Source organism: Enterobacter cloacae complex sp. IR5402, from assembly GCF_049238125.1.
GTDB lineage: Bacteria > Pseudomonadota > Gammaproteobacteria > Enterobacterales > Enterobacteriaceae > Enterobacter > Enterobacter hormaechei_C.
Map to the genome: position 1 here is coordinate 258,428 of NZ_JBMKHO010000006.1, position 25,607 is coordinate 284,034.

Annotated in this window: 23 protein-coding genes; 8 read left to right on the top strand and 15 right to left on the bottom strand. The window is 55.9% G+C overall.

What is annotated here, in order from left to right; translation table 11 throughout:
* Positions 1-18: 18 nt before the first annotated feature.
* Both dkgA and yqhD read right to left on the bottom strand, forming a co-directional pair.
* Positions 19-846, bottom strand: coding sequence for a 2,5-didehydrogluconate reductase DkgA (dkgA, locus tag ACOTXL_RS13160; protein ID WP_003862493.1), 828 nt, complete (start codon positions 844-846; stop codon positions 19-21).
* 105 nt (positions 847-951) lie between these two features.
* Positions 952-2,115 carry an alcohol dehydrogenase gene (gene yqhD, locus ACOTXL_RS13165; protein ID WP_003862492.1) on the bottom strand — a complete coding sequence of 388 codons (1,164 nt, stop codon included), beginning with the start codon at positions 2,113-2,115 and terminating at the stop codon, positions 952-954.
* A gap of 195 nt (positions 2,116-2,310) precedes the next feature.
* Between yqhD and ACOTXL_RS13170 the strand changes: the two genes are divergently transcribed.
* Positions 2,311-3,210 (top strand): AraC family transcriptional regulator, encoded by a 900-nt coding sequence (locus ACOTXL_RS13170; RefSeq protein ID WP_032660319.1) that lies wholly within the window; start codon positions 2,311-2,313, stop codon positions 3,208-3,210.
* Between the two features lie 43 nt (positions 3,211-3,253).
* Here ACOTXL_RS13170 and yghB read toward each other — a convergent pair whose 3' ends face one another.
* Both yghB and metC read right to left on the bottom strand, forming a co-directional pair.
* Positions 3,254-3,913, bottom strand: coding sequence for a DedA family general envelope maintenance protein YghB (gene yghB, locus ACOTXL_RS13175; protein WP_045350460.1), 660 nt, complete (start codon positions 3,911-3,913; stop codon positions 3,254-3,256).
* Between the two features lie 142 nt (positions 3,914-4,055).
* Positions 4,056-5,243: a cystathionine beta-lyase gene (gene metC, locus ACOTXL_RS13180; protein WP_003862484.1), complete on the bottom strand. Its 1,188-nt coding sequence runs from the start codon at positions 5,241-5,243 to the stop codon at positions 4,056-4,058.
* Between the two features lie 251 nt (positions 5,244-5,494).
* On the opposite strand from metC, the gene exbB reads away from it, so the two are divergent.
* A complete protein-coding gene (exbB, locus tag ACOTXL_RS13185; protein ID WP_045350459.1) occupies positions 5,495-6,226 on the top strand; it encodes a tol-pal system-associated acyl-CoA thioesterase in 732 nt (243 codons plus the stop codon).
* Between the two features lie 4 nt (positions 6,227-6,230).
* Complete coding sequence (gene exbD, locus ACOTXL_RS13190) at positions 6,231-6,656, top strand: TonB system transport protein ExbD (protein ID WP_001251472.1); 426 nt, start codon at positions 6,231-6,233, stop codon at positions 6,654-6,656.
* 80 nt (positions 6,657-6,736) lie between these two features.
* Here the strand turns inward: exbD and ACOTXL_RS13195 are convergent, their stop codons facing one another.
* Both ACOTXL_RS13195 and ACOTXL_RS13200 read right to left on the bottom strand, forming a co-directional pair.
* Positions 6,737-7,162 carry a hypothetical protein gene (locus ACOTXL_RS13195; RefSeq protein ID WP_003862479.1) on the bottom strand — a complete coding sequence of 142 codons (426 nt, stop codon included), beginning with the start codon at positions 7,160-7,162 and terminating at the stop codon, positions 6,737-6,739.
* Position 7,163: 1 nt separating this feature from the next.
* Positions 7,164-7,568 (bottom strand): hypothetical protein, encoded by a 405-nt coding sequence (locus ACOTXL_RS13200; protein ID WP_045335726.1) that lies wholly within the window; start codon positions 7,566-7,568, stop codon positions 7,164-7,166.
* Between the two features lie 85 nt (positions 7,569-7,653).
* Between ACOTXL_RS13200 and ACOTXL_RS13205 the strand changes: the two genes are divergently transcribed.
* Together ACOTXL_RS13205 and ACOTXL_RS13210 are read left to right on the top strand one after the other, a co-directional pair.
* Positions 7,654-8,157: an ESA_00282 family adhesion-associated protein gene (locus ACOTXL_RS13205; RefSeq protein WP_001084353.1), complete on the top strand. Its 504-nt coding sequence runs from the start codon at positions 7,654-7,656 to the stop codon at positions 8,155-8,157.
* A 43-nt stretch (positions 8,158-8,200) separates the two neighbouring features.
* Positions 8,201-8,689, top strand: a complete 489-nt coding sequence (locus ACOTXL_RS13210; protein WP_045350458.1) for a TIGR00645 family protein — start codon at positions 8,201-8,203, stop codon at positions 8,687-8,689.
* Between the two features lie 58 nt (positions 8,690-8,747).
* Here ACOTXL_RS13210 and ACOTXL_RS13215 read toward each other — a convergent pair whose 3' ends face one another.
* Complete coding sequence (locus ACOTXL_RS13215; protein ID WP_032610129.1) at positions 8,748-9,788, bottom strand: aldo/keto reductase; 1,041 nt, start codon at positions 9,786-9,788, stop codon at positions 8,748-8,750.
* Positions 9,789-9,940: 152 nt separating this feature from the next.
* Between ACOTXL_RS13215 and ACOTXL_RS13220 the strand changes: the two genes are divergently transcribed.
* Positions 9,941-11,488 (top strand): methyl-accepting chemotaxis protein, encoded by a 1,548-nt coding sequence (locus ACOTXL_RS13220; RefSeq protein WP_045350457.1) that lies wholly within the window; start codon positions 9,941-9,943, stop codon positions 11,486-11,488.
* Positions 11,489-11,490: 2 nt separating this feature from the next.
* Here the strand turns inward: ACOTXL_RS13220 and fucR are convergent, their stop codons facing one another.
* Complete coding sequence (gene fucR, locus ACOTXL_RS13225; protein WP_023314843.1) at positions 11,491-12,240, bottom strand: L-fucose operon activator; 750 nt, start codon at positions 12,238-12,240, stop codon at positions 11,491-11,493.
* 76 nt (positions 12,241-12,316) lie between these two features.
* Positions 12,317-13,183, bottom strand: a complete 867-nt coding sequence (gene yghU / locus ACOTXL_RS13230; protein WP_003862465.1) for a glutathione-dependent disulfide-bond oxidoreductase — start codon at positions 13,181-13,183, stop codon at positions 12,317-12,319.
* A gap of 183 nt (positions 13,184-13,366) precedes the next feature.
* On the opposite strand from yghU, the gene gss reads away from it, so the two are divergent.
* Entirely contained in the window at positions 13,367-15,229 is a 1,863-nt protein-coding gene (gene gss / locus ACOTXL_RS13235; protein ID WP_003862464.1) for a bifunctional glutathionylspermidine amidase/synthase, read from the top strand.
* Between the two features lie 52 nt (positions 15,230-15,281).
* On the opposite strand, the gene pgaD is transcribed toward gss, so the two are convergent.
* Genes pgaD through pgaA form a run of 4 tightly spaced genes read right to left on the bottom strand, consistent with a single transcriptional unit; the run spans position 15,282 to position 21,421 of the window.
* Positions 15,282-15,716: a poly-beta-1,6-N-acetyl-D-glucosamine biosynthesis protein PgaD gene (gene pgaD, locus ACOTXL_RS13240; protein ID WP_003862463.1), complete on the bottom strand. Its 435-nt coding sequence runs from the start codon at positions 15,714-15,716 to the stop codon at positions 15,282-15,284.
* Complete coding sequence (gene pgaC / locus ACOTXL_RS13245) at positions 15,713-17,044, bottom strand: poly-beta-1,6-N-acetyl-D-glucosamine synthase (RefSeq protein ID WP_045350456.1); 1,332 nt, start codon at positions 17,042-17,044, stop codon at positions 15,713-15,715. Before pgaC ends, pgaD begins: the two co-directional genes overlap by 4 nt.
* The gene (gene pgaB / locus ACOTXL_RS13250) at positions 17,037-18,974 is read right to left on the bottom strand and encodes a poly-beta-1,6-N-acetyl-D-glucosamine N-deacetylase PgaB (RefSeq protein ID WP_045350455.1); all 1,938 of its coding nucleotides are present in this window, start codon (positions 18,972-18,974) and stop codon (positions 17,037-17,039) included. The genes pgaC and pgaB overlap by 8 nt, the downstream gene beginning before the upstream one ends.
* Before the next feature lie 8 nt (positions 18,975-18,982).
* On the bottom strand, positions 18,983-21,421 hold the full coding sequence (gene pgaA / locus ACOTXL_RS13255) for a poly-beta-1,6 N-acetyl-D-glucosamine export porin PgaA (protein ID WP_045350454.1): 2,439 nt from the start codon (positions 21,419-21,421) through the stop codon (positions 18,983-18,985).
* Positions 21,422-22,089: 668 nt separating this feature from the next.
* On the opposite strand from pgaA, the gene ACOTXL_RS13260 reads away from it, so the two are divergent.
* Positions 22,090-22,617: a helix-turn-helix transcriptional regulator gene (locus ACOTXL_RS13260; protein ID WP_003862459.1), complete on the top strand. Its 528-nt coding sequence runs from the start codon at positions 22,090-22,092 to the stop codon at positions 22,615-22,617.
* 61 nt (positions 22,618-22,678) lie between these two features.
* Here the strand turns inward: ACOTXL_RS13260 and ACOTXL_RS13265 are convergent, their stop codons facing one another.
* Positions 22,679-25,528 carry an autotransporter outer membrane beta-barrel domain-containing protein gene (locus ACOTXL_RS13265; RefSeq protein ID WP_233093416.1) on the bottom strand — a complete coding sequence of 950 codons (2,850 nt, stop codon included), beginning with the start codon at positions 25,526-25,528 and terminating at the stop codon, positions 22,679-22,681.
* Position 25,529: 1 nt separating this feature from the next.
* Positions 25,530-25,607: IS1 family transposase (locus ACOTXL_RS13270; RefSeq protein ID WP_001401901.1), on the bottom strand; the 78-nt coding region annotated here is incomplete at its 5' end.

Genomic DNA, 25,607 nt, shown 5'->3' on the forward strand with positions numbered 1-25,607 from the left:
GAGGGCAGGGTGAGGGGATTACCCGCCAAACTGATCCGGGTCCGGCCCAAGCCGCTTGCCCTGATCCAGCTTCGCAATTTCACCCAGCTCGTCTTTATCCAGGCGGAAATCCCAGACGTCGAAGTTCTCGGCGATACGCGATGGCGTGACCGATTTCGGGATCACCACCAGACCGCTATCCAGATGCCAGCGAATGACGATCTGCGCCGGGGTTTTACCGTACTTATCCGCCAGTTCACGGATGATTTTCTGGTCAAACACCCCTTCGCCGCCCTGGGCCAGCGGGCTCCAGGATTCAGTCTGGATCTTGTGCGTGGCGTTCCATGAATGAAGCTGGCGCTGCTGCATCAGCGGGTGCAGCTCAATCTGGTTAATCACCGGCGCGACGCCCGTTTCATCAATCAGGCGTTGCAGATGATGAACCTGGAAATTACAGACGCCGATGCTTTTTATCAGCCCCTCTTTTTGCAGTTCAATCATCCCTTTCCAGGCATCAACGTAATGGTCGATAGCCGGTACCGGCCAGTGCATGAGATAAAGATCGACGAAATCGAGCTGGAGTTTCTCCAGACTCTCCTGCAACGCTTCGCGGGGACGCTTTTGATCGTCGTTCCACAGCTTGGTGGTGATGAAAAGCTCATCCCGGGGAACGCCGGCGCTGGCAAGCGCTTTTCCCACGCCGTCCTCGTTTTTATAGGCGGCGGCGGTATCGATGGACCGATAGCCGACTTCCAGGGCTTTATGAATGGCGGAGACGACCTCGTCGTTACCGGCTTTCCATACACCTAGCCCCAGCTGGGGCATCACGTTGCCGTCCTGTAGCTTGATTACGGTTTGGTTTGCCATTTTTCCTCCTTCAGGTGCTCATCGCCGGAGGGAACCTCCGACGATGTGATGTGCATTAAGTCTGGACGAAATGTCAAAAAACGAAAGTCAGGATCCTAAAAACGCTTAGCGTGCCGCTTCGTAAATACGACGGCTGACGTCAAGGGTGATGTCGCCATGCTCGCCGATCTGCGTCATACCGTGTGCTTCCAGTTTCGCCAGCAGGGCAGGGATGGAGCTGCCGTCCAGGCCGTAGCCAGAGAGACGCGTTGGCACGCCCAGGCTTTCAAAGAAGTGACGGGTGGCTTCAATCGCAGCATCGATACGCGCATCGTCGGAACCGTCGGTGATGTTCCACACGCGTTCGGCGTACTGGAGCAGTTTGGCGCGTTTAGCGTCACGTTTTTCGTTCCACAGCGCAGGCAGAACCACCGCCAGCGTCTGGGCGTGATCCAGGCCGTGCATCGCCGTCAGCTCGTGGCCGAGCATGTGGGTAGCCCAGTCCTGCGGCACGCCTGCGCCGATCAGGCCGTTCAGCGCCTGGGTGGCTGCCCACATCACGTTGGCACGCACGTCGTAGTTTTCAGGCTCTTTCAGCGCTTTCGGACCTTCTTCAATCAGCGTCAGCAGAATGCCTTCCGCGAAACGATCCTGAATTTTGGCGTTTACCGGGTAAGTAACGTACTGCTCAACGGTGTGAACAAAGGCGTCGACCACGCCGTTCGCCACCTGACGCGCAGGCAGGGTATAGGTGTAAACCGGATCGAGGATCGCGAACACGGGCTGAACGTGTTCGTTCATAAAGGCCTGCTTGTCACCGGTGGTTTTACGGGAGATGACCGCGCCTTTGTTGGACTCTGATCCGGTGGCCGGCAGCGTCAGCACGGAGCCCATCGGGATCGCACTGCTGATGTCGCTGCCGCCCGTTTCCAGAATATGCCACGGGTCGATGCCGTCAGCGTAATGGGCCGCCGCCGCGATGAATTTGGTGCCGTCCAGCACGGAACCGCCGCCCACCGCCAGCAGGAAGGTGATCTGCTCCTCGCGGGCGATTTTTACCGCGTTCATCAGCGTTTCATAAGACGGGTTAGGCTCGATACCGCCGAACTCGCGCACGTCCAGACCTTCCAGAGCGCTGTACACCTGATCCAGTACGCCGGTTTTTTTCACGCTGCCGCCGCCGTAGGTAATCAGGACGCGGGCGTCCGTCGGGATTTGCGCGCGCAGGTCAGCGATAGCGTTTTTACCAAACAGAATGCGGGTTGGGGTATGAAGATTAAAGTTGTTCATGGCTTGTTCCCTGTAGTGGGTAAAAAATCGTGGTGGCGCAGAAGGCAACCTGATGCTGCTCATTGTGGCGGGCAGGCGCTATCCTCTCAATGCACATTCCTGCCGATGTCTTGCCCATTTCTACAGCGCGCTGGAGAAACGGTAAGAAAATGCGCACACTGTCAGCGTCGGAAACCGTACCCGGAGTAACTGAAAATGAACCGTGATGCCATCTGCCGCCAGCTAACGTCGCAGATTAAAAGACTGATTGATAACGGAAATGATTCGGCTGAGCTGTTGCCGGATATTCGATTGCTGTACGGTACCCAGCCCGGGACGCGCACCCCGGTGATGTATCAGCCCGGCATCGTGTTTCTCTTTTCTGGCCATAAGATTGGCTATATCAATGAGCGCGTGTTCCGTTACGACACCAATGAATATCTGCTTCTGACAGTACCTTTACCCTTCGAATGTGAAACTTTCGCGACAGAGGAGGTGCCGCTGGCCGGGATCCGCGTCAACGTCGACATCCTCCAGTTGCAGGAGCTGCTGATGGATATTGGGGAGGACGAACTTTTCCGGCCGTCGATGGCGGCAAGCGGTATCAACTCCGCGACCCTGTCGGAGGAAATTCTCTGCGCGATTGAACGCCTGTTAGACGTGATGGAAAGGCCTCTGGATGCGCGTATTCTCGGAAAGCAGATTATCCGAGAAATTCTTTACCATGTGCTGCTGGGACCGGGCGGCGGGGCGCTGCTGGCGCTGGTAAGCCGGCAAACGCACTTCAGCCTGATTAGCCGCGTGCTCAAGCGCATTGAGAGCCAGTACACGGAAAACCTCAGCGTTGACCAGCTGGCGGCGGAAGCCAACATGAGCGTCTCGGCGTTTCACCACAACTTTAAATCCGTTACCAGCACGTCGCCGTTGCAGTACCTCAAAACCTACCGTCTGCATAAGGCGCGGATGCTGATGATCCACGACGGCATGAAGGCCAGCGCCGCGGCGATGCGGGTTGGGTATGAAAGCGCCTCGCAATTCAGTCGGGAGTTTAAGCGCTACTTCGGCGTCACGCCGGGGGAAGATGCGTCGCGCATCAGAACGATGCAGGGCGCTTAGGCTTTTGATTCTCTCCCCGCGGGAAGAGAATCAGGATGGGGTATCAGGCGCTGCAATACTTTTTCTTAATCACCACCGCAATGGTACCCACCAGCCCTGCAACCAGCAGGAAAATCGGCAGGATCATCAGGAAGGTCATCACCTGGTCTTCATGGTGCTTAACAAAGGGGATCATATTCAGCGCGTAGCCGAGCGTGGTGACCACGCCCACCCAGAGCAGAGCGCTCAGCCAGTTGAAGAACTGGAAGCGGCGGTTAGGGAGGCCTGAAATACCCGCCATGGTAGGTAATAGGGTGCGAACAAACGCCAGAAAACGCCCGGCAAGTAACGCCAGCAGGCCGTGGCGGTCAAACATGCAGGTGGCGCGCTGGTGATATTTATGCGGCAGCTGTGCCAGCCAGCCTTTCACCACGCGGGTGTTTCCAAGCCAGCGCCCTTGCAGGTAGCTCAGCCAACAGCCGAGACTGGCCGCAGAGGTGAGGATCACCATTGTCGGTGCGAAGTCCATCACGCCCTTGCCGATTAACGCCCCTGCGAGCAGGAGCAGGCTGTCGCCGGGTAAAAATGAGGCTGGCAGTAATCCATTTTCCAGAAACAGCGTCGCGAACATCACGAAATAGACAATCCCGACGACATGCGGGTCCGCCAGCGCGGCAAAATCGTGTTGCCAGAGCGCCGTGATGATATTTTGAATAACAGCCATGGACTTTCCTGTGGAACAGCAGATATAACGCTATTGTACTCCCAATTTTGCCTGTCGGGGTTGATCGCAGGCGCATCTCATACAGACTTTTCTGCTTGCGGTGTTCAGAATTGCGTCCGGGGAGTACATTTCAGTCAGCACTTTACACGATGCGCTCAAATCCTGCCGATAAATCCGCAATTAAATCGTCCACATTTTCCAGCCCGATATGCAGGCGGATTAAGGTCCCTTCGAAGTCCACCTCGCCGCCCGGGCGCAGGGCCGCAATCTGCTCCGGCTGGTTGGGCAGGATCAGCGATTCAAACCCACCCCATGAATAGGCCATGCTGAAGAGTGTAAAGTTATCCAGATAGCTTGCCAGTTCGGCGTCATTCAGGCGCTTTTTAAGTACAAATGAGAACAACCCGCTGCTGCCCGTAAAGTCACGTTGCCAGTATTCATGCCCTTTGCTGCCCGGCAGCGCCGGATGGTTAACGCGCTCCACCTGCGGATGCAGCGCCAGCCACTGTGCAATTTGCAGGCTGCTTTCGTGATGCTGACGCAGACGCACGCCGAGCGTACGGATGCCCCGGCTGGTCATGTAGGCGGTATCGGCATCCACCATCTGGCCCATCAGGTAGGCGTTTTCACGCAATTGATCCCAGCAGCGGGCGTTAGATACCGCCGTACCGATCATGCCGTCGGAATGGCCAATCAGGTATTTGGTCGCCGCCTGAATGGAGATATCGATGTCAAATTCCAGGGCTTTAAACAGCACACCTGCCGCCCAGGTGTTGTCGATCATGATGATCGCTTCCGGCGCTATGCTGCGCACCGCCTTCACGATGGCCGGGACGTCATGCACTTCCATGGTGATGGAGCCGGGAGATTCCAGGAACACAACGCGCGTGTTGGGCTGAATAAGCCCGGCAATACCGGCCCCAATCAGCGGATCGAACCAGCTGGTGGTGACGCCGAGCTTGCTGAGTATTTTGGTGCAGAAGTCCTGGCTTGGCTCGTAAGCGGTATTGGTCATCAGGACGTGGTCACCCTGTTCCACAAACGCCAGAATGGTATTGGCGACCGCCGCCGCGCCGCACGGGAACAGCGCGCAGCCCGCGCCGCCCTCCAGTTCGCACATGGCTTCCTGCAACGAGAAATGGGTTAACGTGCCACGACGACCGTAAAACAGCCCGCCCTTCGCGCGATTACGCGTAGCGATTTTTTTATCTTCAACGGTATCAAACACCAGCGAGGAGGCGCGCTGGATCACGCTGTTGACCGAGCCCTGAGTGTATTTTTTACTGCGTCCTGCCTGCACCAGCGTGGTCTCAAGCTGCTTTTTAGTCATGTTCGCTAACCCTATTTTTATACGTCTGGACGTCCAGACTACCACGATTGTCAGAATGTGCATCCGGATGCTTATCGAATAAGCAGAAAATATTATCAAAAATTCGCATAAGAAATTTTTACTGCGTAAGCGCAAGGAAAGTGAGCGAAAATTACGGCACTATGTAAATACTAATGAGAACTACTATCAATTCGACGACGTTTTGATATTATTACGTTCAGATTTTGTGATTTGCGTCCTGGAGATACAGAGTGGGTAATAATTTGATGCAGACGGATCTCTCCGTTTGGGGCATGTATCAACATGCTGACATCGTAGTTAAGATTGTGATGATCGGCCTGATTCTGGCGTCCGTGATCACCTGGGCTATCTTCTTCAGCAAGAGCGCCGAACTTCTTTCACAAAAACGCCGCCTCAAGCGTGAGCAGAAGCAGCTGGCGGAAGCCCGCTCTCTGGATCAGGCTTCTGATATCACCTCATCCTTCCATGCGAAAAGCCTGACTACCCTGTTAGTGAACGAAGCGCAGAACGAGCTGGAACTCTCCGCAGGCAGTGAAGATAACGAAGGCATTAAAGAGCGTACCGGCTTCCGTCTGGAGCGTCGCGTTGCGGCCGTGGGTCGTCATATGGGCCGCGGTAACGGCTACCTGGCGACTATCGGCGCTATCTCCCCGTTCGTCGGCCTGTTCGGTACCGTCTGGGGCATCATGAACAGCTTTATCGGTATCGCCCAGACGCACACCACTAACCTTGCGGTCGTCGCGCCGGGTATCGCAGAAGCGCTGCTGGCAACGGCTATCGGTCTGGTTGCCGCTATCCCGGCGGTTGTTATCTATAACATCTTCGCGCGCATGATTGGCAGTTACAAAGCCACACTGGGTGACGTTGCCGCGCAGGTTCTGCTGCTGCAAAGCCGCGATCTGGACCTGAACGCCAGCGCCGTTAAACCGGTTCATGCGGCGTCCAAACTGCGCGTAGGTTGATTGTATGGCAATGCGTCTTAATGAAAATCTGGACGATAACGGTGAAATGCATGAGATCAACGTGACGCCGTTTATCGACGTCATGCTGGTTCTGCTGATTATCTTTATGGTTGCCGCACCGCTGGCGACGGTGGATGTGAAGGTGAATCTGCCTGCGTCCTCCAGCCAGCCGCAGCCGCGTCCGGAAAAGCCTATCTACCTGTCCGTGAAGGCCGATAAGTCCATGTTCCTGGGCAACGATCCGGTAACGGATGCCTCGGTTATTCCGGCGCTGGACCAGCTCACCGGCGGCAAGAAAGACACCACCGTCTTCTTCCGCGCGGATAAAACCGTTGATTATGAAACCATGATGAAGGTAATGGACACGCTGCATCAGGCGGGATACCTGAAGATTGGTCTGGTCGGCGAAGAGAAAGCGGCCGCGAAGTAAAACGAAGGCTCTTGCAGCCTTGCCTGCCGGGTGGCGGCGTCGCATTACCCGGCCTGCATTCCGCAACAATCATTGTTGTCTCACTCTGAAGGCGCCGTCGGCGCCTCTTCATCAAGCGCCACACAGGTCACGTTTGATGTACGGTAATTGCCTTCCGAGAGTTTACGGGTCAGGCGCAGGGTGGCTGTCTCGCGTGCCAGCAGGTACTGATAGTTCGCCTCCAGTCGCCCGAGGATCTTCTCTTTAAGCTCAGGACGCTGTTCAATAATGGCGTTCATCACCGCGCCGTATATCTCCTCCTTGGCCTGCAAGGCGTAAATCTCCCGACGGTTCTGCCATTTCAGGCGTACCAGCGTGGCCGGAATCGAAACCAAATCCTGCGTAATTCGCGTCATCTCGTCATTTTTTATCTTTTTCAGGGCGTCGAGATTCTGCTTTAAGATAAATTCATCGCTTTTTTTATCATCTAAAGTCAAATAAACGTTATTACCGCTATCATCATTCACGTTAATCTTCCCCCAGGTTATAAAAAATGGGATTGTTTTTTTCACGCGTAATTAAATTAAGCCAAATTTCATTGCCGGCTTCATTTATTTGCTGCGTTTTCTCGACCATTATTTGACTTAGCGTCTGGGCGTCTATTTCCCCTTCGGCCTGTAAATCATTCAGCAGATGAACTAAGGCTTCAATCTTGATCGCGCGAAATAAACGCTCTTTTAAATGGCGATCGTGCTCTTCCAGCACCATATTACGGGATTTGCCAGTGCGTGAAACACCAATTAATATGTCGGCTTCATAGTCGGAGAGTTTTCTTTTTCCTTGAGTGAAATTCGCCTCTTTATCTGCTTCCGTCGAAGGCTGTTCCACAGGTGTAATGTGGTACTTTGCCGGGACAAGATTGTCGGGCAGCATTTTAATTTCCTTTAATTTCAAAAGGGTGAGATTCGTTGACAATATCATGAGGCAATTTTAAAATCAAAAAAAATGGAGCCTACCCATGAACAGCATTTTCTTCACGGTCATAACGTTACTATTACTGACCGCTGGCGTGCTTTTATTGATGCAAGAGTTCAATAAAACGAAAGTGTCAAAAGACGCCAGTGAACCGCCGCAGCCTGAATTGATGTCGAAAGAGGAGGGGGAAGATCATTTCTCCGTATTGATGAACGCCGTGACACCGGTCTGGTACTGGCGAGTAAATCACGAATATATCGATTTCCTCCATGCGACAATTAAGCGAATGAAAATGGCCGAAATTAATGATACGCCCGGCCTGTTCGACGCGCAGCGCCGCTGTAGCGACCTTAATTCGGCGGTTTATAAATATTACGACAATATCAAAAAGCGCTGTCTGAATGGCGAGAAGGTGTCGTACTCCGATTTAGATGTATTAAATCTGCGCCAGTGTTTTCGCGAGTTTAGCCTGGAAGCCTACCCGGAACTGGTCGCGCTGGTCTGGCCGGAGTATGCGCGTCCGGATGTAGATCCCAACGAGGTATAGTTGAGATATACTCAGCGCTGGTTTCGTTTGCAGACAGGATTTTATGGAACGCTTCTTTGAAAACGCAATGTATGCCTCTCGCTGGCTGCTCGCACCCGTCTATTTTGGTCTCTCCCTGGCGCTGGTCGCCCTGACGATTAAGTTCTTTCAGGAGATATTCCACGTCCTGCCAAACATTTTCTCCGTGGCAGAAGCCGATTTGATTCTGGTTCTACTGTCGCTGGTAGATATGACGTTGGTGGGAGGATTACTGGTGATGGTGATGTTCTCCGGTTATGAGAATTTCGTCTCTCAGCTTGATATCGCCGAGCACAAAGAAAAGCTCGGCTGGCTGGGGAAAATGGACGCCTCATCGCTGAAGAATAAAGTCGCGGCGTCGATTGTTGCAATTTCGTCGATTCACCTGTTACGCGTCTTTATGGACGCGAAAAACGTCCCGGATAATAAGCTGATGTGGTATGTGATTATCCACCTGACGTTTGTGCTGTCGGCGTTTGTGATGGGGTATCTGGATAAGATCAGTAAGAAATAAATTCACCACGCCCCCTCTCCCTGTGGGAGAGGGGGCGTGGTAAGGGCAGCAGGCCGCACTATTTATCCGACGACGCCTGCCACAAATTCAGCTCACCATCCGCAACGTGCTGGTCAATCCGCATCAGTTCATCTTCGCTAAAGCGCAGGTTATTCAGCGCCTGAACGTTCTCTTCCAGCTGCTCCGGGCGGCTCGCGCCAATCAGTACCGACGTTACACGCTCATCTTTCAACAACCAGCTTAGCGCCATCTGCGCCATCGTCTGCCCGCGCGCGTGCGCCATCTCGTTCAGCAGACGAAGGCTGCTCAGGTTGGCTTCCGTCAGCATTTTCTCCGTCAGGCCGCGCACTTTTTTCCCTTCGCGCTGCATACGTGAACCGTCCGGAATGCCGTTCAGGTATTTTCCGGTGAGCAGGCCCTGTGCCAGCGGGGTAAAGGCGATACAGCCCGTTCCGTTTTTCTCCAGCGCGTCCAGCAGGCCGGTCTTGTCGACCCAGCGGTTAAGCAGGTTGTAAGACGGCTGGTGGATCAAAAGCGGGATCTTCCACTCGCGCAGCAATTTGGTCATCGCCGCCGTGCGTTCCGTGGAGTAAGACGAAATGCCGACATACAGCGCTTTTCCGCTCTGCACCGCGTGTGCCAGCGCGGCGGCGGTCTCTTCCATCGGCGTGTTTTCGTCTACGCGGTGAGAATAGAAAATATCCACATACTCCACACCCATGCGGTTCAGGCTCTGGTCGAGGCTAGCGAGCAGGTACTTACGTGAACCGCCCGAACCATACGGTCCTGGCCACATGTCGTAGCCCGCTTTGGTGGAGATGATCAGCTCGTCACGATACCCGGCAAAATCCTCCCGCAGCAGACGGCCAAAATTCTCTTCAGCGCTGCCCGGAGGGGGGCCGTAGTTGTTGGCAAGATCAAAGTGGGTAATGCCGAGATCGAAGGCCTTACGCAGCAGCGCGCGCTGGGAATCGAGCGGCTGAACGTGACCGAAGCTGTGCCACAGGCCCAGCGACAGTGCCGGTAAGCGCAGGCCGCTTTTGCCGCAGTATCGGTACTGCATGTTTTCGTATCGGCCGGTGTAAGGGTGCCAGGACATGATGTCTCCTTTCTTGTCGGTGAATTTTCGAAACAACGTTTTCATTCTATGCCGACTCGATAACGAAAAAAGTATATTTTCTACAGTATCTGCCGATAACGAGGGGAGTACTCGCCTCTGGGCGAATTCACCCTCACGGCAAGGAATACTCAATGAAGATGCTTCGTAATTTCACCATCCGTTTCGTCATGCTGACGATACTGGGGATCTTTTGTGTCATGTGGGCAGGCGTGGGGCTTTACAGCACCTGGTCTCTGTCTCGTGTTTCTGATGGTAATGACGTTGACCGCCAGCTGGTCCGGCAAATGACGGTGCTGAGCCAGGGCAACGATCAGTATTTCCGTTTCGTCACCCGCCTGAGCCGGGCAATGGAAGTTAAAGCGGCGGGCGGCACGCCGGACCTGGCTCCTGCTCAGCAGGCGCTGGATAACATGAGTAAAAAGCTGGCAGAGATGAAAGCTATCTCCCCGGGCCCGATGGATGAAAAGGTGTCTGCGCAGGTGATTTCCACCTGGCAGGCGCTGCTCGATCAGGGCGTTACACCGCAGATGGCGCAGGCGAAGCAGGCGACGCTCGAAGGCTATCGTCAGCATTCCAACAACGTCACGCCGCCGCTAAGCCGTGCATTCGGGTCAGCGGCTGAGAACTTTAACAATACCGCGGCGAAGGCGCTCGACAGCACGCGCGTGGTGGTCGACGGCCTCACCAGCATGACCCGGACGGTAATTATCACCGCCACGATCGTGGGTCTGCTGATCCTGCTGTTCACCGACCGCTACCTGGTGGCGATACTGGTAAAACCGCTGGATCGTATCCGTCAGCAGTTCCGCCAGATTGCGCAGGGCGACCTCAGCCAGCCGATTGAATCTTTGGGCCGCAACTGCGTGGGGCAACTGGTACCGCTGCTGAGTGCAATGCAGGACAGCCTGCGGGAGGCGGTCAGCACGATTCGTTCCGGCAGCGAGAATATCTGGCGCGGGGCAACGGAGATCTCCAGCGGGAATAACGATCTTTCTTCGCGTACCGAAGAGCAGGCCGCCGCGCTGGAAGAGACCGCGGCCAGCATGGAGCAGCTTACCGCAACGGTGAAGCTGAATGCCGAAAGCGCGCGCCAGGCCAGCCAGCTTGCGGATGTCGCCTCCAGCACGGCCAGCCGCGGCGGGTCGCTGGTGGAAGATGTGGTTACGACCATGAGCGGCATTTCGGACAGCTCGAAAAAAATCGCTGAAATCACCACCGTTATCAACAGCATCGCTTTCCAGACTAATATTCTGGCGCTGAACGCCGCGGTGGAAGCCGCCCGGGCCGGGGAGCAGGGGCGAGGCTTTGCGGTCGTGGCGGGTGAGGTACGTAATCTGGCCAGCCGCAGCGCGAATGCGGCCAAAGAGATCGAAGGGCTGATTGCGGATTCCGTTGCCCGCGTGGAGCAGGGGGCGCAGCTGGTGAACGATACCGGCACCACGATGGAAGCAATCCTGCGCGACGTGACGGAAGTGACCGTCATTATGAAGCAGATCGCCACCGCGTCAGAGGAGCAGAGCAAAGGAATTTCTCAGGTGGGCGTTGCCATCACGCAGATGGACGGCGTGACCCAGCAGAACGCCTCGCTGGTGGAGCAGGTTTCCGCCGCCGCCGCCGCACTGGAACGGCAGACCGAAGAACTCCAGCGCTCAGTGCAGAAATTCCGTCTCACCGCGTAACCTCATCGTGTCAGGCCGTCTCTGGCGGCCTGACGTTTATCGCTCTGAATAATCTGTGTCACCTGCGACAGCTGACCAATTTTCACTTCGCTTGCCCGCATAAATTTACTTTTGTCGATCAGTAGCAGCGACTGGCTGGCGCGGTTTAACAGCAGCGCCTTAAAGCCCGCGTTGTGCTCGGACGGATCCCAGAGAACGCCATGCTCATCGACCCCTTCACACGAGAAGATAAACAGATCGATCTCCAGCCCTTTTAGCTGCGTCACCAGCGCCGGATTAACATAGCAGCGATACTTACGCTCAAGCGTTCCGCCGGAGCAGATAAGCGTGATCCGCTCGCGCTTTGCCATCTCGTGGCAGACAGGCAGGCTGTTGGTAAATACGGTGAGGTCGATGTCCGGCAACTGGCGCGCCAGATGAAAGCAGGTTGAGCTGGCGTCGAGGGCGATGGTCATCCCTTCGCTGATCCAGCCCAGCGCGTGGCGGGCAATATCGGCTTTGTCGGCATAATGGCTTTTCAGGCGTGCGCCAAAGGGTTCACCGCTGTCGCGGCTGTCCGGGTGAATCAGACGCGCGCGCCCGTGCTGGCGCAGAAGCTTCCCCTGCTGCTGCAACGACTTCAGATCCCGGCGGATCGTCTCTTTGCTGACGGAGAGCTTTTCAGCCAGCACCTCGGTAGTCAGCCAGTCGCTTTGACTCAGCAGGGTGATAAGGCTCTGCTGTCGGGTCGCTTTTAGCGTCTGGTCTGACATACGAGGCTCCTTGCGCACGCGTGCTGACGCATTTTTCTCATCGCGGAAGAAGGGCGGCGAACCGCCCGGTCATGGATCAACCCTGACGTTTATCTTCCGTCTGGGTATCGAAGTCGCTTGCTGAATGACGCTCATGCAACTGCTCGTTCAGCTCGCCGTTGGTACGGTTAACAATGCGCCCGCGTTTCACGGCCGGACGATTCGCCACATCTTTTGCCCAGCGCTGCACGTTGGTGTACTTCCCGGCATCCAGGAACTCGGCGGCGTTATAGACGCTGCCCAGCGCCACGCAGCCAAACCATGGCCAGACTGCCATATCCGCAATGGTATATTCCTCACCCGCTACGTAACGACCGCGCGCCAGCTGTTTGTCCAGCACGTCGAACAGGCGTTTAGCTTCCATGGTGAAGCGATCGATAGCGTACTCAATCTTCACTGGCGCGTAGTTATAGAAGTGGCCAAAACCGCCGCCGAGGAACGGGGCCGCGCCCTGTAACCAGAACAGCCAGTTCAGGGTTTCCGTTCGTCCTGCCGGATCTTTTGGCAGGAAGTGACCAAATTTCTCGGCCAGATAGAGCAGGATATTGCCGGATTCAAAGACGCGCGTCGGCGGGGTGGTGGAGTGGTCACGCAGGGCCGGGATCTTCGAGTTCGGGTTCACGTCGACAAAACCGCTGGAGAACTGATCGCCCTCGCCAATGCGGATCAACCATGCGTCGTATTCCGCGCCCGTCACGCCCAGCGCCAGCAGCTCTTCCAGCATGATGGTAACTTTCTGTCCATTCGGCGTACCGAGTGAGTACAGCTGGAGCGGGTGCGCGCCCACAGGTAGCTCTTTCTCGTGCGTCGCGCCCGAGACGGGACGGTTGATATTGGCGAACGCGCCGCCGTTATTCTGTTTCCATTCCCACACTTTCGGTGGCTGATAGGTGTTATCTGACATGTTGGCCTGCCTCTTTGGTGTTGTGTTGAGGCAGTGTAGCAGGAGATGCAGGAACCGTTTAACGATGCGAGCGTAATGGGCAGGGCGGGTGTATGATAACGCCACCTCTGTCAGTTAATTACAACGTGCAGACGACGACAACCCCACAAAAAAATTGCCGCCTGCCTGTTTTAGGTTGGACACATGCGTAAAGGAACGTTAAGCAGTGACGCCCCCTTCGGGACGTTATTAGGTTATGCGCCGGGTGGCGTGGCGATTTACTCTTCAAATTACGGCAGTCTCGATCCGCGTCACTACCCGGAAGATGCGGAATTCCGCAGCTATATCGGCAACGAGTACATGGGCCATAAATGGCAGTGCGTTGAGTTTGCGCGCCGTTTCCTGTTTCTCAATCACGGGTTTGTCTTTACCGACGTCGGGATGGCGTGGGAGATCTTCTCCCTGCGTTTTTTGCGCCAGGTGGTAAACGACAATATTCTGCCGCTACAGGCCTTTGCCAATGGCTCAAAACGTGCGCCGCAGGCCGGTGCGCTGCTCATCTGGCAAAAGGGCGGTGAGTTTCATGAGACCGGCCACGTCGCCGTCATTACCCAACTGCTGGATGACAGAGTACGCATTGCCGAGCAGAACGTTATTCACTCCCCGCTGCCGATGGGGCAGCAGTGGACGCGCGAGCTGCGTCTGAGCGTGGAGGACGGTTGCTATACGCTTCATGACACGTTCAACGATACCGAGATCCTCGGCTGGATGATCCAGACGGAGGAGACGGAACACAGTATTCCTCAGCCGGAGATCGACGGTGAACTGCTGAAAATCAGCGGCGCGCGGTTGAAGAACAACCGCCAGTTCGACGGGAAATGGCTCAATGAAAACGACGCCCTGCAACAGGCGTACGTTCGCGCCAACGGCCACGTTATCAACAACGATCCCTGCCAGTACTTCACCATTACCGAAAGCGCCGAGCAGGAGCTGATCAAAGCCACCAACGAACTGCACCTGATGTACCTTCATGCCACCGACAAGGTGCTGAAAGACGACAGCTTACTCGCGCTTTTCGACATCCCAAAAATCCTCTGGCCGCGTCTGCGCCTCTCCTGGCAGTGGCGTCGTCACCATATGATCACCGGTCGTATGGATTTCTGCATGGATGAGCGCGGCATTAAGGTTTACGAGTACAACGCGGATTCCGCCTCCTGCCATACCGAGGGCGGGCTGATTCTTGAAGAGTGGGTGAAAAACGGCTATCGCGGCACCGGCCACAATCCGGCGGAAGGCTTGCTGGAGGAGCTGACCGGCGCATGGAAGCACAGCCACGCGCGGCCGTTCGTCCATATCATGCAGGACAACGATATTGAAGAGGATTACCACGCGCTCTTTATTCAGCGCTCGCTGATCCAGGCCGGGTTTGAAACCAAAATCCTGCATGGACTGGGCGCGCTGAGCTGGGATGCCGCCGGGCAACTGATTGATGATGAAGGCCGTCACGTTAACTGCGTATGGAAAACCTGGGCCTGGGAAACGGCGATTGAGCAGATCCGCGAGGTGAGCGAAACCGAGTACGCCGCCGTGCCTATCCGCACCGGTCACCCGCAAGGTGAAGTGCGCCTGATTGACGTCCTGCTGCGCCCGGAAGTGCTGGTCTTTGAACCGCTGTGGACGGTGATCCCAGGTAACAAGGCGATCCTGCCGGTGCTGTGGCAGCTCTTCCCGAACCACCGTTACCTGCTGGATACCGATTTTGAGGTCAACGATCTGCTCAAACGGACCGGTTATGCCGTTAAACCGATCGCCGGACGCTGCGGGAGCAATATCGATCTGATCGGCGCCCAGGACGAACTGCTGGACCAGTCCAGCGGCAAGTTTGTTGACCGCAAGAATATCTACCAGCAGCTATGGTGCCTTCCGAAGGTTGACGGCAGATACATTCAGGTCTGCACCTTTACCGTGGGCGGGAACTATGGCGGAACCTGTCTGCGTGGGGATAACTCGCTGGTGGTGAAGAAAGAGAGCGATATTGAACCGCTGATTGTGGTGAAGGATAACTAATTCATACCCGCGACAAAAAAGCCCCCGCCGGATAACCTGCGGGGGCTTTTTCTTACTCTTCTTTCTCGTCCTGCTGCTCGCTGATCTTCAAATCAATGATCCGGCCAATCTGGTCATGGTAAACCGTCAGCAGGTTGTACTGGCTCATCTCGGACATAATTTGCGGCGTGACGTTAAAACTTTGGGCAAGCTCGTCATGGCGCAACATTTCCGGATGACGCCGCCTCACATGCGCGCGGCGGCGATTGTACTGATACCACAGGATCAGCAGCCAGCCGTTGAACGCGGCAATCAGCAGATAAACCAGCACTGTATTAAAAGAGGCGATAATTGCGTTCCAGCGGTGATCGCCCTCCTCGGTTAACTGCATCCACAGCCTGGCGTACAGGAAAAACAGGAATCCTCCCCAGGCTATCAGCGTTAATGCAGCATCGAAAAGACGCGGTGCCAGCCGATGTTCAGTCAAAATTAACGTACTCTCGTTCATTGAATGCTCCCTTTACCCCGGTCCGGACTGATCCAGCGCGCGCGGGCGCGTTTACGTTTAAGCATGACTTTCGGAAATGCCACGAGGGTGGTAAACAGGCCAATCATCCAGTACACCATCGGGAACCAGATTACCCAGAACAGCGAGCCTGCCACTTTCCGCTCGTAGCGCCGCTCGATATACAAACTGACGAGGAATTGCAGCAGGCACATTACGCCCAGCAGCAGCCCGGTAAACGCCGGGGGAAACAGGCTCGCAACGGCCAGGTTCGCGGGAAGAGGGATAATATGGCTGAGAATGAACAACACCACGGTCGCCCCATAGGCAAATGCCCACAGCGTTGATAGGGCGTACTCGAGAAACAGGGGCCACATGCGATGATGCTCCCAGCGGGCCATCTTGCGCAGGTTAACCAGAAACACCTCTGCACCCCCCTGCGCCCAGCGCAGACGCTGTTTCCACAGTCCCTTTAGCGTCTCCGGCATCAGGATCCAGCACAGTGCCCGCGGCTCGAAAAAGATATCCCAGTGGCGAAGCTGAAGCTTCCAGCTTATGTCGATATCCTCTGTGATCATATCCGGACTCCAGTACCCGACATCCGCCAGCGCCTGTCGGCGAAAGGCGGCGATGACGCCGGAGACGGTAAAGACCCGGCCATAGATCCGCTGCGTTCGCTTGATGAGGCCAATAATGGAAGAAAACTCGCCCACCTGAATACTACCAATCAGCGTTGAGCGCGTGCGAATACGCGGATTTCCGGTGACGGCCCCAACGTGGGGATACTGAATCAGCGGTGCCACCAGATACGCCGCGGTGTCGCGGTCGAGCAGGGCGTCGCCGTCAATGCAGACCAACAGATCGCCCCGGGCCGCCGCAGCGCCGGCCTTGAGCGCCACGGCTTTCCCCTGGTTCTCCGCGAGATTAATCACCCGCAGGCGCGGCTGCTCCCGCGCCAGCTGTTGCAGTACCTCCGCCGTGTTATCAGAAGAACCGTCGTTGATGGCGATAACTTCTACATTCCAGTACCGCTGATCCAGCGCGGCGCTAATGGTCTCCCGTGCGTTGCGTTCCTCATTGAAGCAGGGAATAAGAATCGAGATTAACGGCTCACCGGCTAAGGCGGGGGCGGGTGTTGCGTTATCCCACGACCAGTGCCGTTCAAGCTGAAACCAGAAATAGAGGCCGCCGGTTACCCAGAGCACGGACATAAACAGCGGCCAGAAAAAGACAAAGTCCAGAATCAGTTCGCCAGTAAACAGCGCGGCTACGCCTAACGGCAACCCGAATACCAGACACAAAATAGAGAAGGCGATAATGCGATCAGTCATTGTCAGGATACCAGTACGAAGAAAATTCAGGTCTGATACGTGAAATATCAGGTTGGTTGTTGAGGAAGTCGTCGGGGTAATAACCGTAATTTTTGATGCCGTTCAGCTGGAGCACCCGCATCCACTCCACCAGACGTCCATCGGCTACGGCACGCTGCGGTTTCTGCGCCCAGTCCCTGGCCTGTAGCTCAAAAATCGTTTTATTCAGCGCGCCGGGGCGTGCGGCGACGGCTTTGACTAAACGCGTCAGCCAGGCATTGCTCTCTCCTGCCGGGACGGACTCCATCAGCGGCATTGCCATCGGCACCGTCCAGTCGTAGGCCGCCAGAAAATCATCCAGATTTTGCGCAAACCATGCCTCGCTTTCCGGCTCGAGAATGGGCAACGCGAACATGTTCCGCGCGGTTTTGATCTGCGGGCCACGGATGTTTTTCACCGCCTGGCTCAGGGTGCGGGTAAAGCCGATAAGCCGCTGGCTCTTCTGCCGGGTCGTATCCTGTCCGGCATCGTCAACGTCCGTCAGCACTGCGTCGTCATGGAACAAGATCCCGTTGAAGCTGGCATAGCGGGCCAGATCTTCATAGATCTCCGTCACCTGCTGGCGAACCTGCGGACTCCAGGGGGAGAGCCGGATATAGGGCTCGGCGGCCACGGTCAACTCTCCCGTTTGACGCTCACGGCGCTGCACGCGCGGCAAGGCTGGACTGAGATCGAAAGAGAGAACCGGCATCCACGCGAAGACTTTCACTCCCGCGCGGGTTTGTAGCTGCCAGGCGACAAAATTAAAGAGATCGGCCCGGACCGGAAGACGACGGTTGGGGAAATAGAGCGCGCTGATCCTGCCGTCGCCCCGCGGATCCGAAAACGCCTGGAGAAACACATGGCTGATTTTCATGTCGTAGACCCGCTGGACGAGTTTGTTGATGTTTTTCGTCTGCTGGGCCGGATCGGGATCGTAGACGTAATCGAGATCAACATGCATGACGCGCACCGGTTCAAACTCCTGAACGCGGCTAACCGTGTTGGCAAAGGTTTTTATCGACGGATTTCCGGCAATCAGCAGGCGCGGGATGTTGCCGAGGTCGCGCACGTTTGCCAGCCCGTCCTCCAGGGTGAAGGCCAGCTGATAGCCCTGTTTCTGGGCGATAGCGAGCGATGTACCGTTAGCAGCCCCATAGGGCCACACCCAGGCACGCGGCGCTTTTCCCGTCACCTGGGTGATTTTATCGGTGACTTTCCGTACGTCTGCGGCGATCCGCTGATTGAAGTGTTCATCGGTTTCGTAATGCCCCGTCGCGTTATCAAAAAAACGGTTAGCGATGGCGGGTTCACGGCTTCCCTGCGGGTTGGCCGGAATGCCGTAATGCGAGGCCCAGGTATGCGAGCCAATCTCAATCAGCGGGGACTGGCTGAGCTCGCGAACCATATCCCAGGTGGCAAAGCGATCGCGGGGCGTCATCAGACCGCCGAAGTTAACTTTTTGATTTGCCGGCGTATCCACCCAGCTGCCCACCGGTGCCCACAGCGCAGGAACGTTCCAGGCCTGAAGCAGGGGCCAGACCCGGGTGTAAAAACTGCTATAACCGTCGTCGAAGCTGAGCAAAACGGCTTTCGGCGGCAGCGCTTTTTTTCCTTCATGCGCATCCAGAATGTCCTGCACGCTAACGGCGTGATAGCCGTTGTGCAAAAGCCAGCTTATCTGCTCGTTTAACGCGCTGGTGCGAACGGAGAGGTAGCGCTGATCGGCGGCATCATCTTCGACGTCGTGGTAGGCCAGGACCAAAAACTGATTCTCCGGCCAGGGTTTGCTGGCCTCCAGCTGCGGCCTCTCTTCAGGGGCCATAAAGGAGAGCGGCTGCGCGCAGAGGCTCGCGCTGAGGCAGAGCCAGCCGATGACAATCAGGCTTACAGAAAAACGTGTGTTCAGCATATTCATCCTTAAAAGCGTAAAGTCGCATCTAACGTGACGGAGAGATTGCTCTCGCGTTTGCCGTCGTAAGGGCGCTTATCCCAGTTCAGCATCACGCCAGTATCGACAACGTTGTTCCACTGGATGCGTTGCCCGTAACCCAGCAGGGTAACGGCGCCAGGTGACTGATTTTTCTGCCAGTAGCTGCCCCCGCCTGCCACGAACTGCTGGCTCCAGAGGGTGTCGTAGTGGCGGTACATCTCATGGTCAACGGACAGGGCAGCCGTCACGGACAGATCCCGTGCCGGGTTGTAATAGAGCGTATTCCGCAGGCTGTTTTTACTGGCGGCGATCCCCGGTTCGAGATCCAGCGTCAGGGTCGGGGTCTGCCAGAGACGCTCTTTCCCAGAGAGGGTGTATTCCTGACGGCGGTTGTGGTCTGAGAAGCGGCTGATTGCGGCGTTGAACTGGTATTCACGTCGCTCGTTTTGATACCAGCGCACCCCACCTTCACCCCGGTTGGCGCTAATCCCATTGCGTAATGCCCGTAAGGGTGTGGCGCGTGACAAGCGCTCGAGGTTACCACTGACCTGCCAGTTATCACTCAGGCTGTAAGTTGTTGAGAGCCGTGCGCCCGGCCTGTTTTTGCCGTGATAGTGGTTGCCGGAGAGCTCGGCTTCGAGCGTGAGGTCACGGGGGCGCCACTCAACGCCGCCCAACAGGTGGCGGCTGATGCCTTTACCTTCGTCGAAATTCCCCTGGGCATAGCGGGTGCCGGCAAACAGCCGCCAGCTATCCGCCACGGGCGGGCCATAGAGCGTGGCGTCCCAGTTCATGTCGTGGCTACCGCTGACGGGGTTATCTGAGTGCAATCCTTTACCCGCCTTCAGACGCAGCTCAGACATATGGTGGACCATTCTGAGTCTGTCCAGGCGACGGGCGCTGCGATCGGCGGGGGCGCGAGCAATTACGTTATTAGCCAGTAAATCCATCTGGCGCCACTCCTGAAGGTCCATTGCGACGTAAGCCTGCTGTTTTTCAAGCTCCAGATTCGTGGGTTCGAGCGTCTCTGCTCGTTTAAGCTTTTGCTCGGCCGCACGCGGCAGGCCTCTGGCCTGAAGCAGGGCGGCATAATCAATCTGTAATCCCTGATTTCCCGGCGCCGTTGACGCCAGACGATACGACAGCTTTTCGGCCTCCGGCAGGGCGTTGGTTGCCAGCAAATAGTTAAATTTGAGTGACTGCCCGGTAAGCCACCGATCGTTTGGCTGGGCGGTGGGGGACCCGAAATCGTAGCGGGTCCAGGGAACGCTGCGGGTCTCGCGCTCAACGTAGCGGCGGGCGGCCTGATATTGCCCCGTATCCAGCCAGGCGTAGAAAAGCGCATGCTCCTCATCCTGCGGATCGGAGGCGTAGTGTGGATAGCGTTGCACAAGCGAGAAGGCGGCAACGGTGTTTTTCTCCTGCAAATATGCAGAGATCACCCAGCCGATGGCCCAGTCCGGCACCGGATGCTGTGCGGCCGTCAGCGACTCATATTCGCTAATGACCTGCTGGTAATTACCCTGCGCATACAGGGCGCCAAGCCGATCGATACGGGCAAGGATGACGTCTTCAGCCGCCTGCGGGTCGTTTTGCCAGCGGGAAAGCAGGGCGTGATAGCGATCTAATGCGTTTTGTGCCAGCCGCAGGCGCTCTTTCTCCGTTCTGCCAGGCACATCCGCCAGGCGTACCCGTTCAGCCGCGGCGTTACGCTCAAGGCGGCGGCGCTCCGCAGGAGAGAGCGCCGCGTTTTGTGACAGCCAGAGTGCGGGCGTGCTTACCCGGTTATCCGTTAGCGCATCGATCGTCTCGCGAAGAAGGGCCTCATTCCCTGGCGCGGCGCTCAGCGCGCGCATGTCAGCCAGCAGCCGATCCCTGTTTTTTCCCTGGCGCATCCAGACATAGGAGAGCGTCTCAAGGTGCGCGGGAGAAGGATTGTCTTTAACCAGCTGCCGGGCTTCCGAAAGCGCGAGGCGATCTTTGCGGGCATCGGCCAGAGTCTTCACATAGCCGATGCGGTAATCGTCGTTATCCGGCGCAAGGCTGAGCGCCTCTTTCCACAGCGATAAGGCGGATGGCCAGGCTTTTTGGTTTCTTCTGGACTGGGCGACGGCAGCGATGGCGCGAGCGGGAAGCGGCATATAAATACCATAACGCTGCCAGACCCGGATAACTTCGTCATCGCGTCCTGCCCAGGAGGCTACCTGTAACCAGTCCGCAACCTGTCCGGGTGTTAAAGCATGTTGTTGCTCATAGCGCTGTAGGTAATCAAGAAACAGAGCGTAATTACCGTTACGTGCCTGTTGTATCTGATGCTCATAAACGGATTCATCAGCCTGAACCAGAACAGGAAAGAGTAAAAGCAGGAACAATAATATTGTGGTGCGATAAAAGAATAACGTAGTGAAGCTAAGCGATCTTTCCATATCTATTTGCCATTTGTTTATTGTGAATCCATTGCATAACACGGCCGCCTTTTAACTCTGCGTTAAAGGGCATAAAGGAGAACATTAAATCTGAATGATGCTACGTTATGGGGTACTTACTTAAAGGTAATTATGAGCCCTCATCTCAGTGGTCTGATTGGGCTTAATGTACACCCGATGTGTTGGGGGATAAATAAGTTGAAAAGCGGCTGGGAGGTTTTGAGATAATTCTGGGAGAAGTAAGTTTTTTAGATAATTTAGTGCAGGGTTGATGTTTTTAATTAATTGATATTAAATGATTTTTCTTTCTCTGCTTCCTGTTTTGTTATATTCAAAATGAAGTTCTTCTGAGTTAATTAAAGTACTTTCTGGTGCATGTTTGGGAAGTTTCATGACAAAAATTCTTAATGTTCAGAGAAGTGACTTTTCTGAAATTCTTTTTTATTTATAATTAACGCCAGGCATTGAGTGATAGTCTGCAAAAAGTCTAGCTCACCAATGTCATATTGAGGGATGATCAAAGCCAGAAAACATTTGCCGTTAATGTAAAACGCTATAAACGAAAGCGTTCTTGTTTCTTAAGAGGCGGGCTTGCTTTAATCTAAAAGGGATGGTTAGTGGCGACTTCAATAGTGTTAGTGACTCAGGATTGTTTCCTTGTCAGGGGGATGCGGCTATTTTTCCCGGATATAATTTGCCTCAGTTCGATAGACAGAAACATATTTGATACCGACGCAAATGAATATACTGTACTGATTGATAGCCGTACGCCGCTCCGTTTATATGATTACCTGATACGCCATCCGGCCAGAACGAGAAAAACGATCTGCTGCGTTATGCTGGATATGCGTCCTCGAGAGGAGGATCTTCTCAGTATGAAGCTGTTTATGAACACGTCGCTTACGGCTCCGGATATGGCGTCGTTATTCAATCTGGTGCTCGATATGAAAGGCAGGCGTCTGACAACCAAATGGCTGCTTAACTTACGGCTGAGTCGACACGAAGCGATAATGATCCGGTTGCTGAAGGCAGGGAGGTCAATGGAAGAGATTGCAGATAAGCTGAATATGTCGGTTAAAAGCCTCTATCGCAAGCGAACGGTGCTGTCGGAGCGGTTAGGGGCAGGGAACTTCAACGAGGCGTGTTTGTTTATCTTTAAAAACAAACTGCTGGACGCGGTTGGGAACGATCCCTAGCCTCGTCAGAAGCCAAAAGCAGAAACCCGCCACGAGGGCGGGTTCTTTTAATGGAAATAATTCAGAACGACCAGCGCAGATTGGCGTTAACCGAGTTGACGCGGGTATCCGCACCATATTGTCCCTGGTAACCCACATCCAGCGTCGCAGCACGCGACAGCTGTACGCTCACGCCGATATCACCGACCATCACATCCTCATCCACGGCCTGTCCCTGAGTAATGAACGCGTCGCTGCCCGCAAACGCCATGCGCGAAGAGGTATTCTTATCGCCATAGGCGTGCTGCCAGCCCAATGAACCGTAGAGGTTAACGTGCTTCGGCAGCTCGGTCACACCGCGCAACCCGAGTGTCGTGTAGAAGGTGTTCATCGTTTCGTTACCGACGCTCAGCGCAGCGGCACCGCCGTCTTCCCTGAAGCTGTCGGTATGCAGCCGGATGTACGATAAATTGACGAACGGCTCAATATTCCTGTCTGGCTGGCCGAAACGGTAGCCCGCTTCGGTGAACGCCAGCAGGGAGTTGGCGTCGTAATCTGACTTCAGCCGATCCGAGAAACCGCTGAAATCAACATTGCGCTCGCCTTCAATCTTGTGCCAGGTGTACCCCAGCGCGCCGCGAAGGGAGAACGCATCCTGTTGACCCGCCGCATACAGGCCAAGGTGATAGTTGTCGGTATCCGTTGAGGAGCGACGGCTGTCGACGTCGTAATCACCCCGGCTGTAGCCGAAGTAGCCGCCGACACGCACGTTATGGTCCGCCAGCTTGCGATCTGCCCCCAGCAGGAAGCCGGTGGTGTTGCCGTCCAGCTTGCCCACGTTACCGTCGCCGCTGTTTCGGCTCCAGGAGCTGAAGGTCTGGCCCCAGACGCCATTGTTTTGCGGCTCCGGCTGCTGCACCAGCGACATGGCTAACGGTGGTATCGGCAGGCTGTCGTTATCAAACGCGCGCTGCATGCGCTGGTTTAACACGTTAAACACCTGCGTGCTGCCAGCGATCAGGTTGGACTGCATTGACGGATAAACTTCACCAGAAAGCTGGTTGAACGCCTCGCGCGCTTCCGGTGCGCTCAGCAGAAGCAGCGAGTTATACAGCGCCAGAGACGGGCCGCTTTGCGTCAGCGTGGAGAGCGCGCCAGCGGTATTCCACTGGTTGCTGCTTTGGGCCACGGTCTGGAAAATGCCCGGCTTGCCGCTGCCCGGGTTTTCACCTCCGGGGTTTTCACCGCCAGGATTCTCACCGCCAGGATTTTCGCCTCCGGGGTTTTCTCCACCAGGATTCTCACCGCCAGGGTTTTCGCCTCCGGGGTTTTCACCACCAGGATTCTCACCGCCAGGGTTTTCGCCTCCGGGATTTTCTCCTCCAGGATTCTCGCCACCGGTCTCTTTCTGCGCGATGGTCAGATCGACGGCGTTGGTGCTTTGCTTAAGCGCCACGTCGAGGAAGGCGGATTTGGAGATCGCGCCGGCGAACTCACCGTCAATTCCCCCGTCGGAGGTCAAAATGCGGTAGCTTTGGCCCGTTTTATAGCTGGTTTGCGGATCCAGCGCGGTGACCTGTACCTTAGCCTGATTGCTGATGGTGGTTTTGCCCGATACCAGTAGCTGGTCGCTGCGGCCATCTCCTGCGATATCGACGTCATAGAAGGATTCGCCGATAAAGTTCAGATAGCGTTTCAGCGTCAACGTACCGATATTGCCGTCGCCGGGCGAGATATGTCCGCCGGACAGGATCTCGGTCTGGCCCAGCGTCCCGTTGCCGCCCAGCGTGCCGCCGGACTTGATTGACGCGGCGCTGCTGTAACCCACCCCGTTGCTGACGTCTGAACCCGCCGTCGCATTGAGGATCAGCGTGCCGCCGTTCTCCGCGCTAAGCGTCTGGACGTCAAAAATATCGTCTTCTGGTTGGGTATTAATATTGCTGGCAATAATGACTTTACCGCCCCGCGCGGTGACGTTCGCCTTGAGTGCGGAAAGATCGCCGTTCAGCGTCGTCTGCCCGGAGGTGTTGATCACATCACCTTCACCGCTCATCGTGTTGCTGAAGATGTAATTTCCGTCGGTATGGTTGAAGTAGACATAGCTGCCGAACAGTCCGCCACGCAGGCTTATTGCCGTCTTCGCATCGAGGGTACCTGCGCCGCCCGCCGTGCCAAGCGTTGGCTCAGTTAAACCCGTGCCGGTGTCCATATTGCCGCGGCTGCCGATGATGAGCGCACCCCGGTTCGAGCCGGAACCCGATGTCCCCACGATCAGCGCATTGCTGCCAGCGGAAAATGAACCGCCGTCAATCACAGACAGCACGCCATTGCCGTAATCGCCCACGCTCACGCTGCTGCCGCTGGTAAAGCGCGAGTCCTCGCCCGCAATAACCAGCTCGGCGGTTTTCCCTGCCCCGGAGACGCCTGCCACCTGCACGCCGCCAACGTTAACCGTTCCGCCGTTCAGCACGTCCAGGTCGCCATAAAGCGTCAACGTACGGCCAACGTTCCACTGTGAGCCGCTCCCAGTGACGGTGGCTTTCGGGCTCAGCGTGTCGGTTTCACCCGGTCCGGTACCGTTGCCGATGCGTGCATCGTAAGCGGTATTGAGCGCAGCGCCGTCTTCAATCGCAAGCGTGGAGCGTGCGCCCAGATCGGTGCCTACGCTGAGAAAATTACTGGTCACACGAGAGCCAGCACCCGTGGCGATAAGGTGGCTGTCGTAGCCGCGGGTGGTGCCGACAACAATCTCCTTTGCACTCGCCAGCGCGCCCTCTTCGACTCGCAGGGTGCCGAGGCCAAGATTCAGGTCGCCGCGCAGGACGTACCGATCGTTCACCGCGTTAAGCTCAGCGTCTGGCCCACGGACCGTGACCACGCTTTCATAAATTTTGCCGTCGAACAGCCGACCGATATTGGGTAATGACTCCAACTTACTGATAGTGTTTTATGTTCAGATAATGCCCGATGACCTTGTCATGCAGCTCCACCGATTTTGAGAACGACAGTGA

Coding starts and splice junctions, on each gene's coding strand:
- ACOTXL_RS13220 (WP_045350457.1), top strand. CDS start 9,941: ATGAAGATGCTTCGTAATTTCACCATCCGTTTCGTCATGCTGACGATA.
- ACOTXL_RS13210 (WP_045350458.1), top strand. CDS start 8,201: ATGGAACGCTTCTTTGAAAACGCAATGTATGCCTCTCGCTGGCTGCTC.
- exbD (WP_001251472.1), top strand. CDS start 6,231: ATGGCAATGCGTCTTAATGAAAATCTGGACGATAACGGTGAAATGCAT.
- dkgA (WP_003862493.1), bottom strand. CDS start 846: ATGGCAAACCAAACCGTAATCAAGCTACAGGACGGCAACGTGATGCCC.
- yghB (WP_045350460.1), bottom strand. CDS start 3,913: ATGGCTGTTATTCAAAATATCATCACGGCGCTCTGGCAACACGATTTT.
- pgaA (WP_045350454.1), bottom strand. CDS start 21,421: ATGGAAAGATCGCTTAGCTTCACTACGTTATTCTTTTATCGCACCACA.
- metC (WP_003862484.1), bottom strand. CDS start 5,243: ATGACTAAAAAGCAGCTTGAGACCACGCTGGTGCAGGCAGGACGCAGT.
- gss (WP_003862464.1), top strand. CDS start 13,367: ATGCGTAAAGGAACGTTAAGCAGTGACGCCCCCTTCGGGACGTTATTA.
- pgaC (WP_045350456.1), bottom strand. CDS start 17,044: ATGACTGATCGCATTATCGCCTTCTCTATTTTGTGTCTGGTATTCGGG.
- ACOTXL_RS13200 (WP_045335726.1), bottom strand. CDS start 7,568: ATGCTGCCCGACAATCTTGTCCCGGCAAAGTACCACATTACACCTGTG.
- yghU (WP_003862465.1), bottom strand. CDS start 13,183: ATGTCAGATAACACCTATCAGCCACCGAAAGTGTGGGAATGGAAACAG.
- pgaD (WP_003862463.1), bottom strand. CDS start 15,716: ATGAACGAGAGTACGTTAATTTTGACTGAACATCGGCTGGCACCGCGT.
- ACOTXL_RS13205 (WP_001084353.1), top strand. CDS start 7,654: ATGAACAGCATTTTCTTCACGGTCATAACGTTACTATTACTGACCGCT.
- fucR (WP_023314843.1), bottom strand. CDS start 12,240: ATGTCAGACCAGACGCTAAAAGCGACCCGACAGCAGAGCCTTATCACC.
- ACOTXL_RS13215 (WP_032610129.1), bottom strand. CDS start 9,788: ATGTCCTGGCACCCTTACACCGGCCGATACGAAAACATGCAGTACCGA.
- ACOTXL_RS13170 (WP_032660319.1), top strand. CDS start 2,311: ATGAACCGTGATGCCATCTGCCGCCAGCTAACGTCGCAGATTAAAAGA.
- ACOTXL_RS13260 (WP_003862459.1), top strand. CDS start 22,090: ATGCGGCTATTTTTCCCGGATATAATTTGCCTCAGTTCGATAGACAGA.
- pgaB (WP_045350455.1), bottom strand. CDS start 18,974: ATGCTGAACACACGTTTTTCTGTAAGCCTGATTGTCATCGGCTGGCTC.
- yqhD (WP_003862492.1), bottom strand. CDS start 2,115: ATGAACAACTTTAATCTTCATACCCCAACCCGCATTCTGTTTGGTAAA.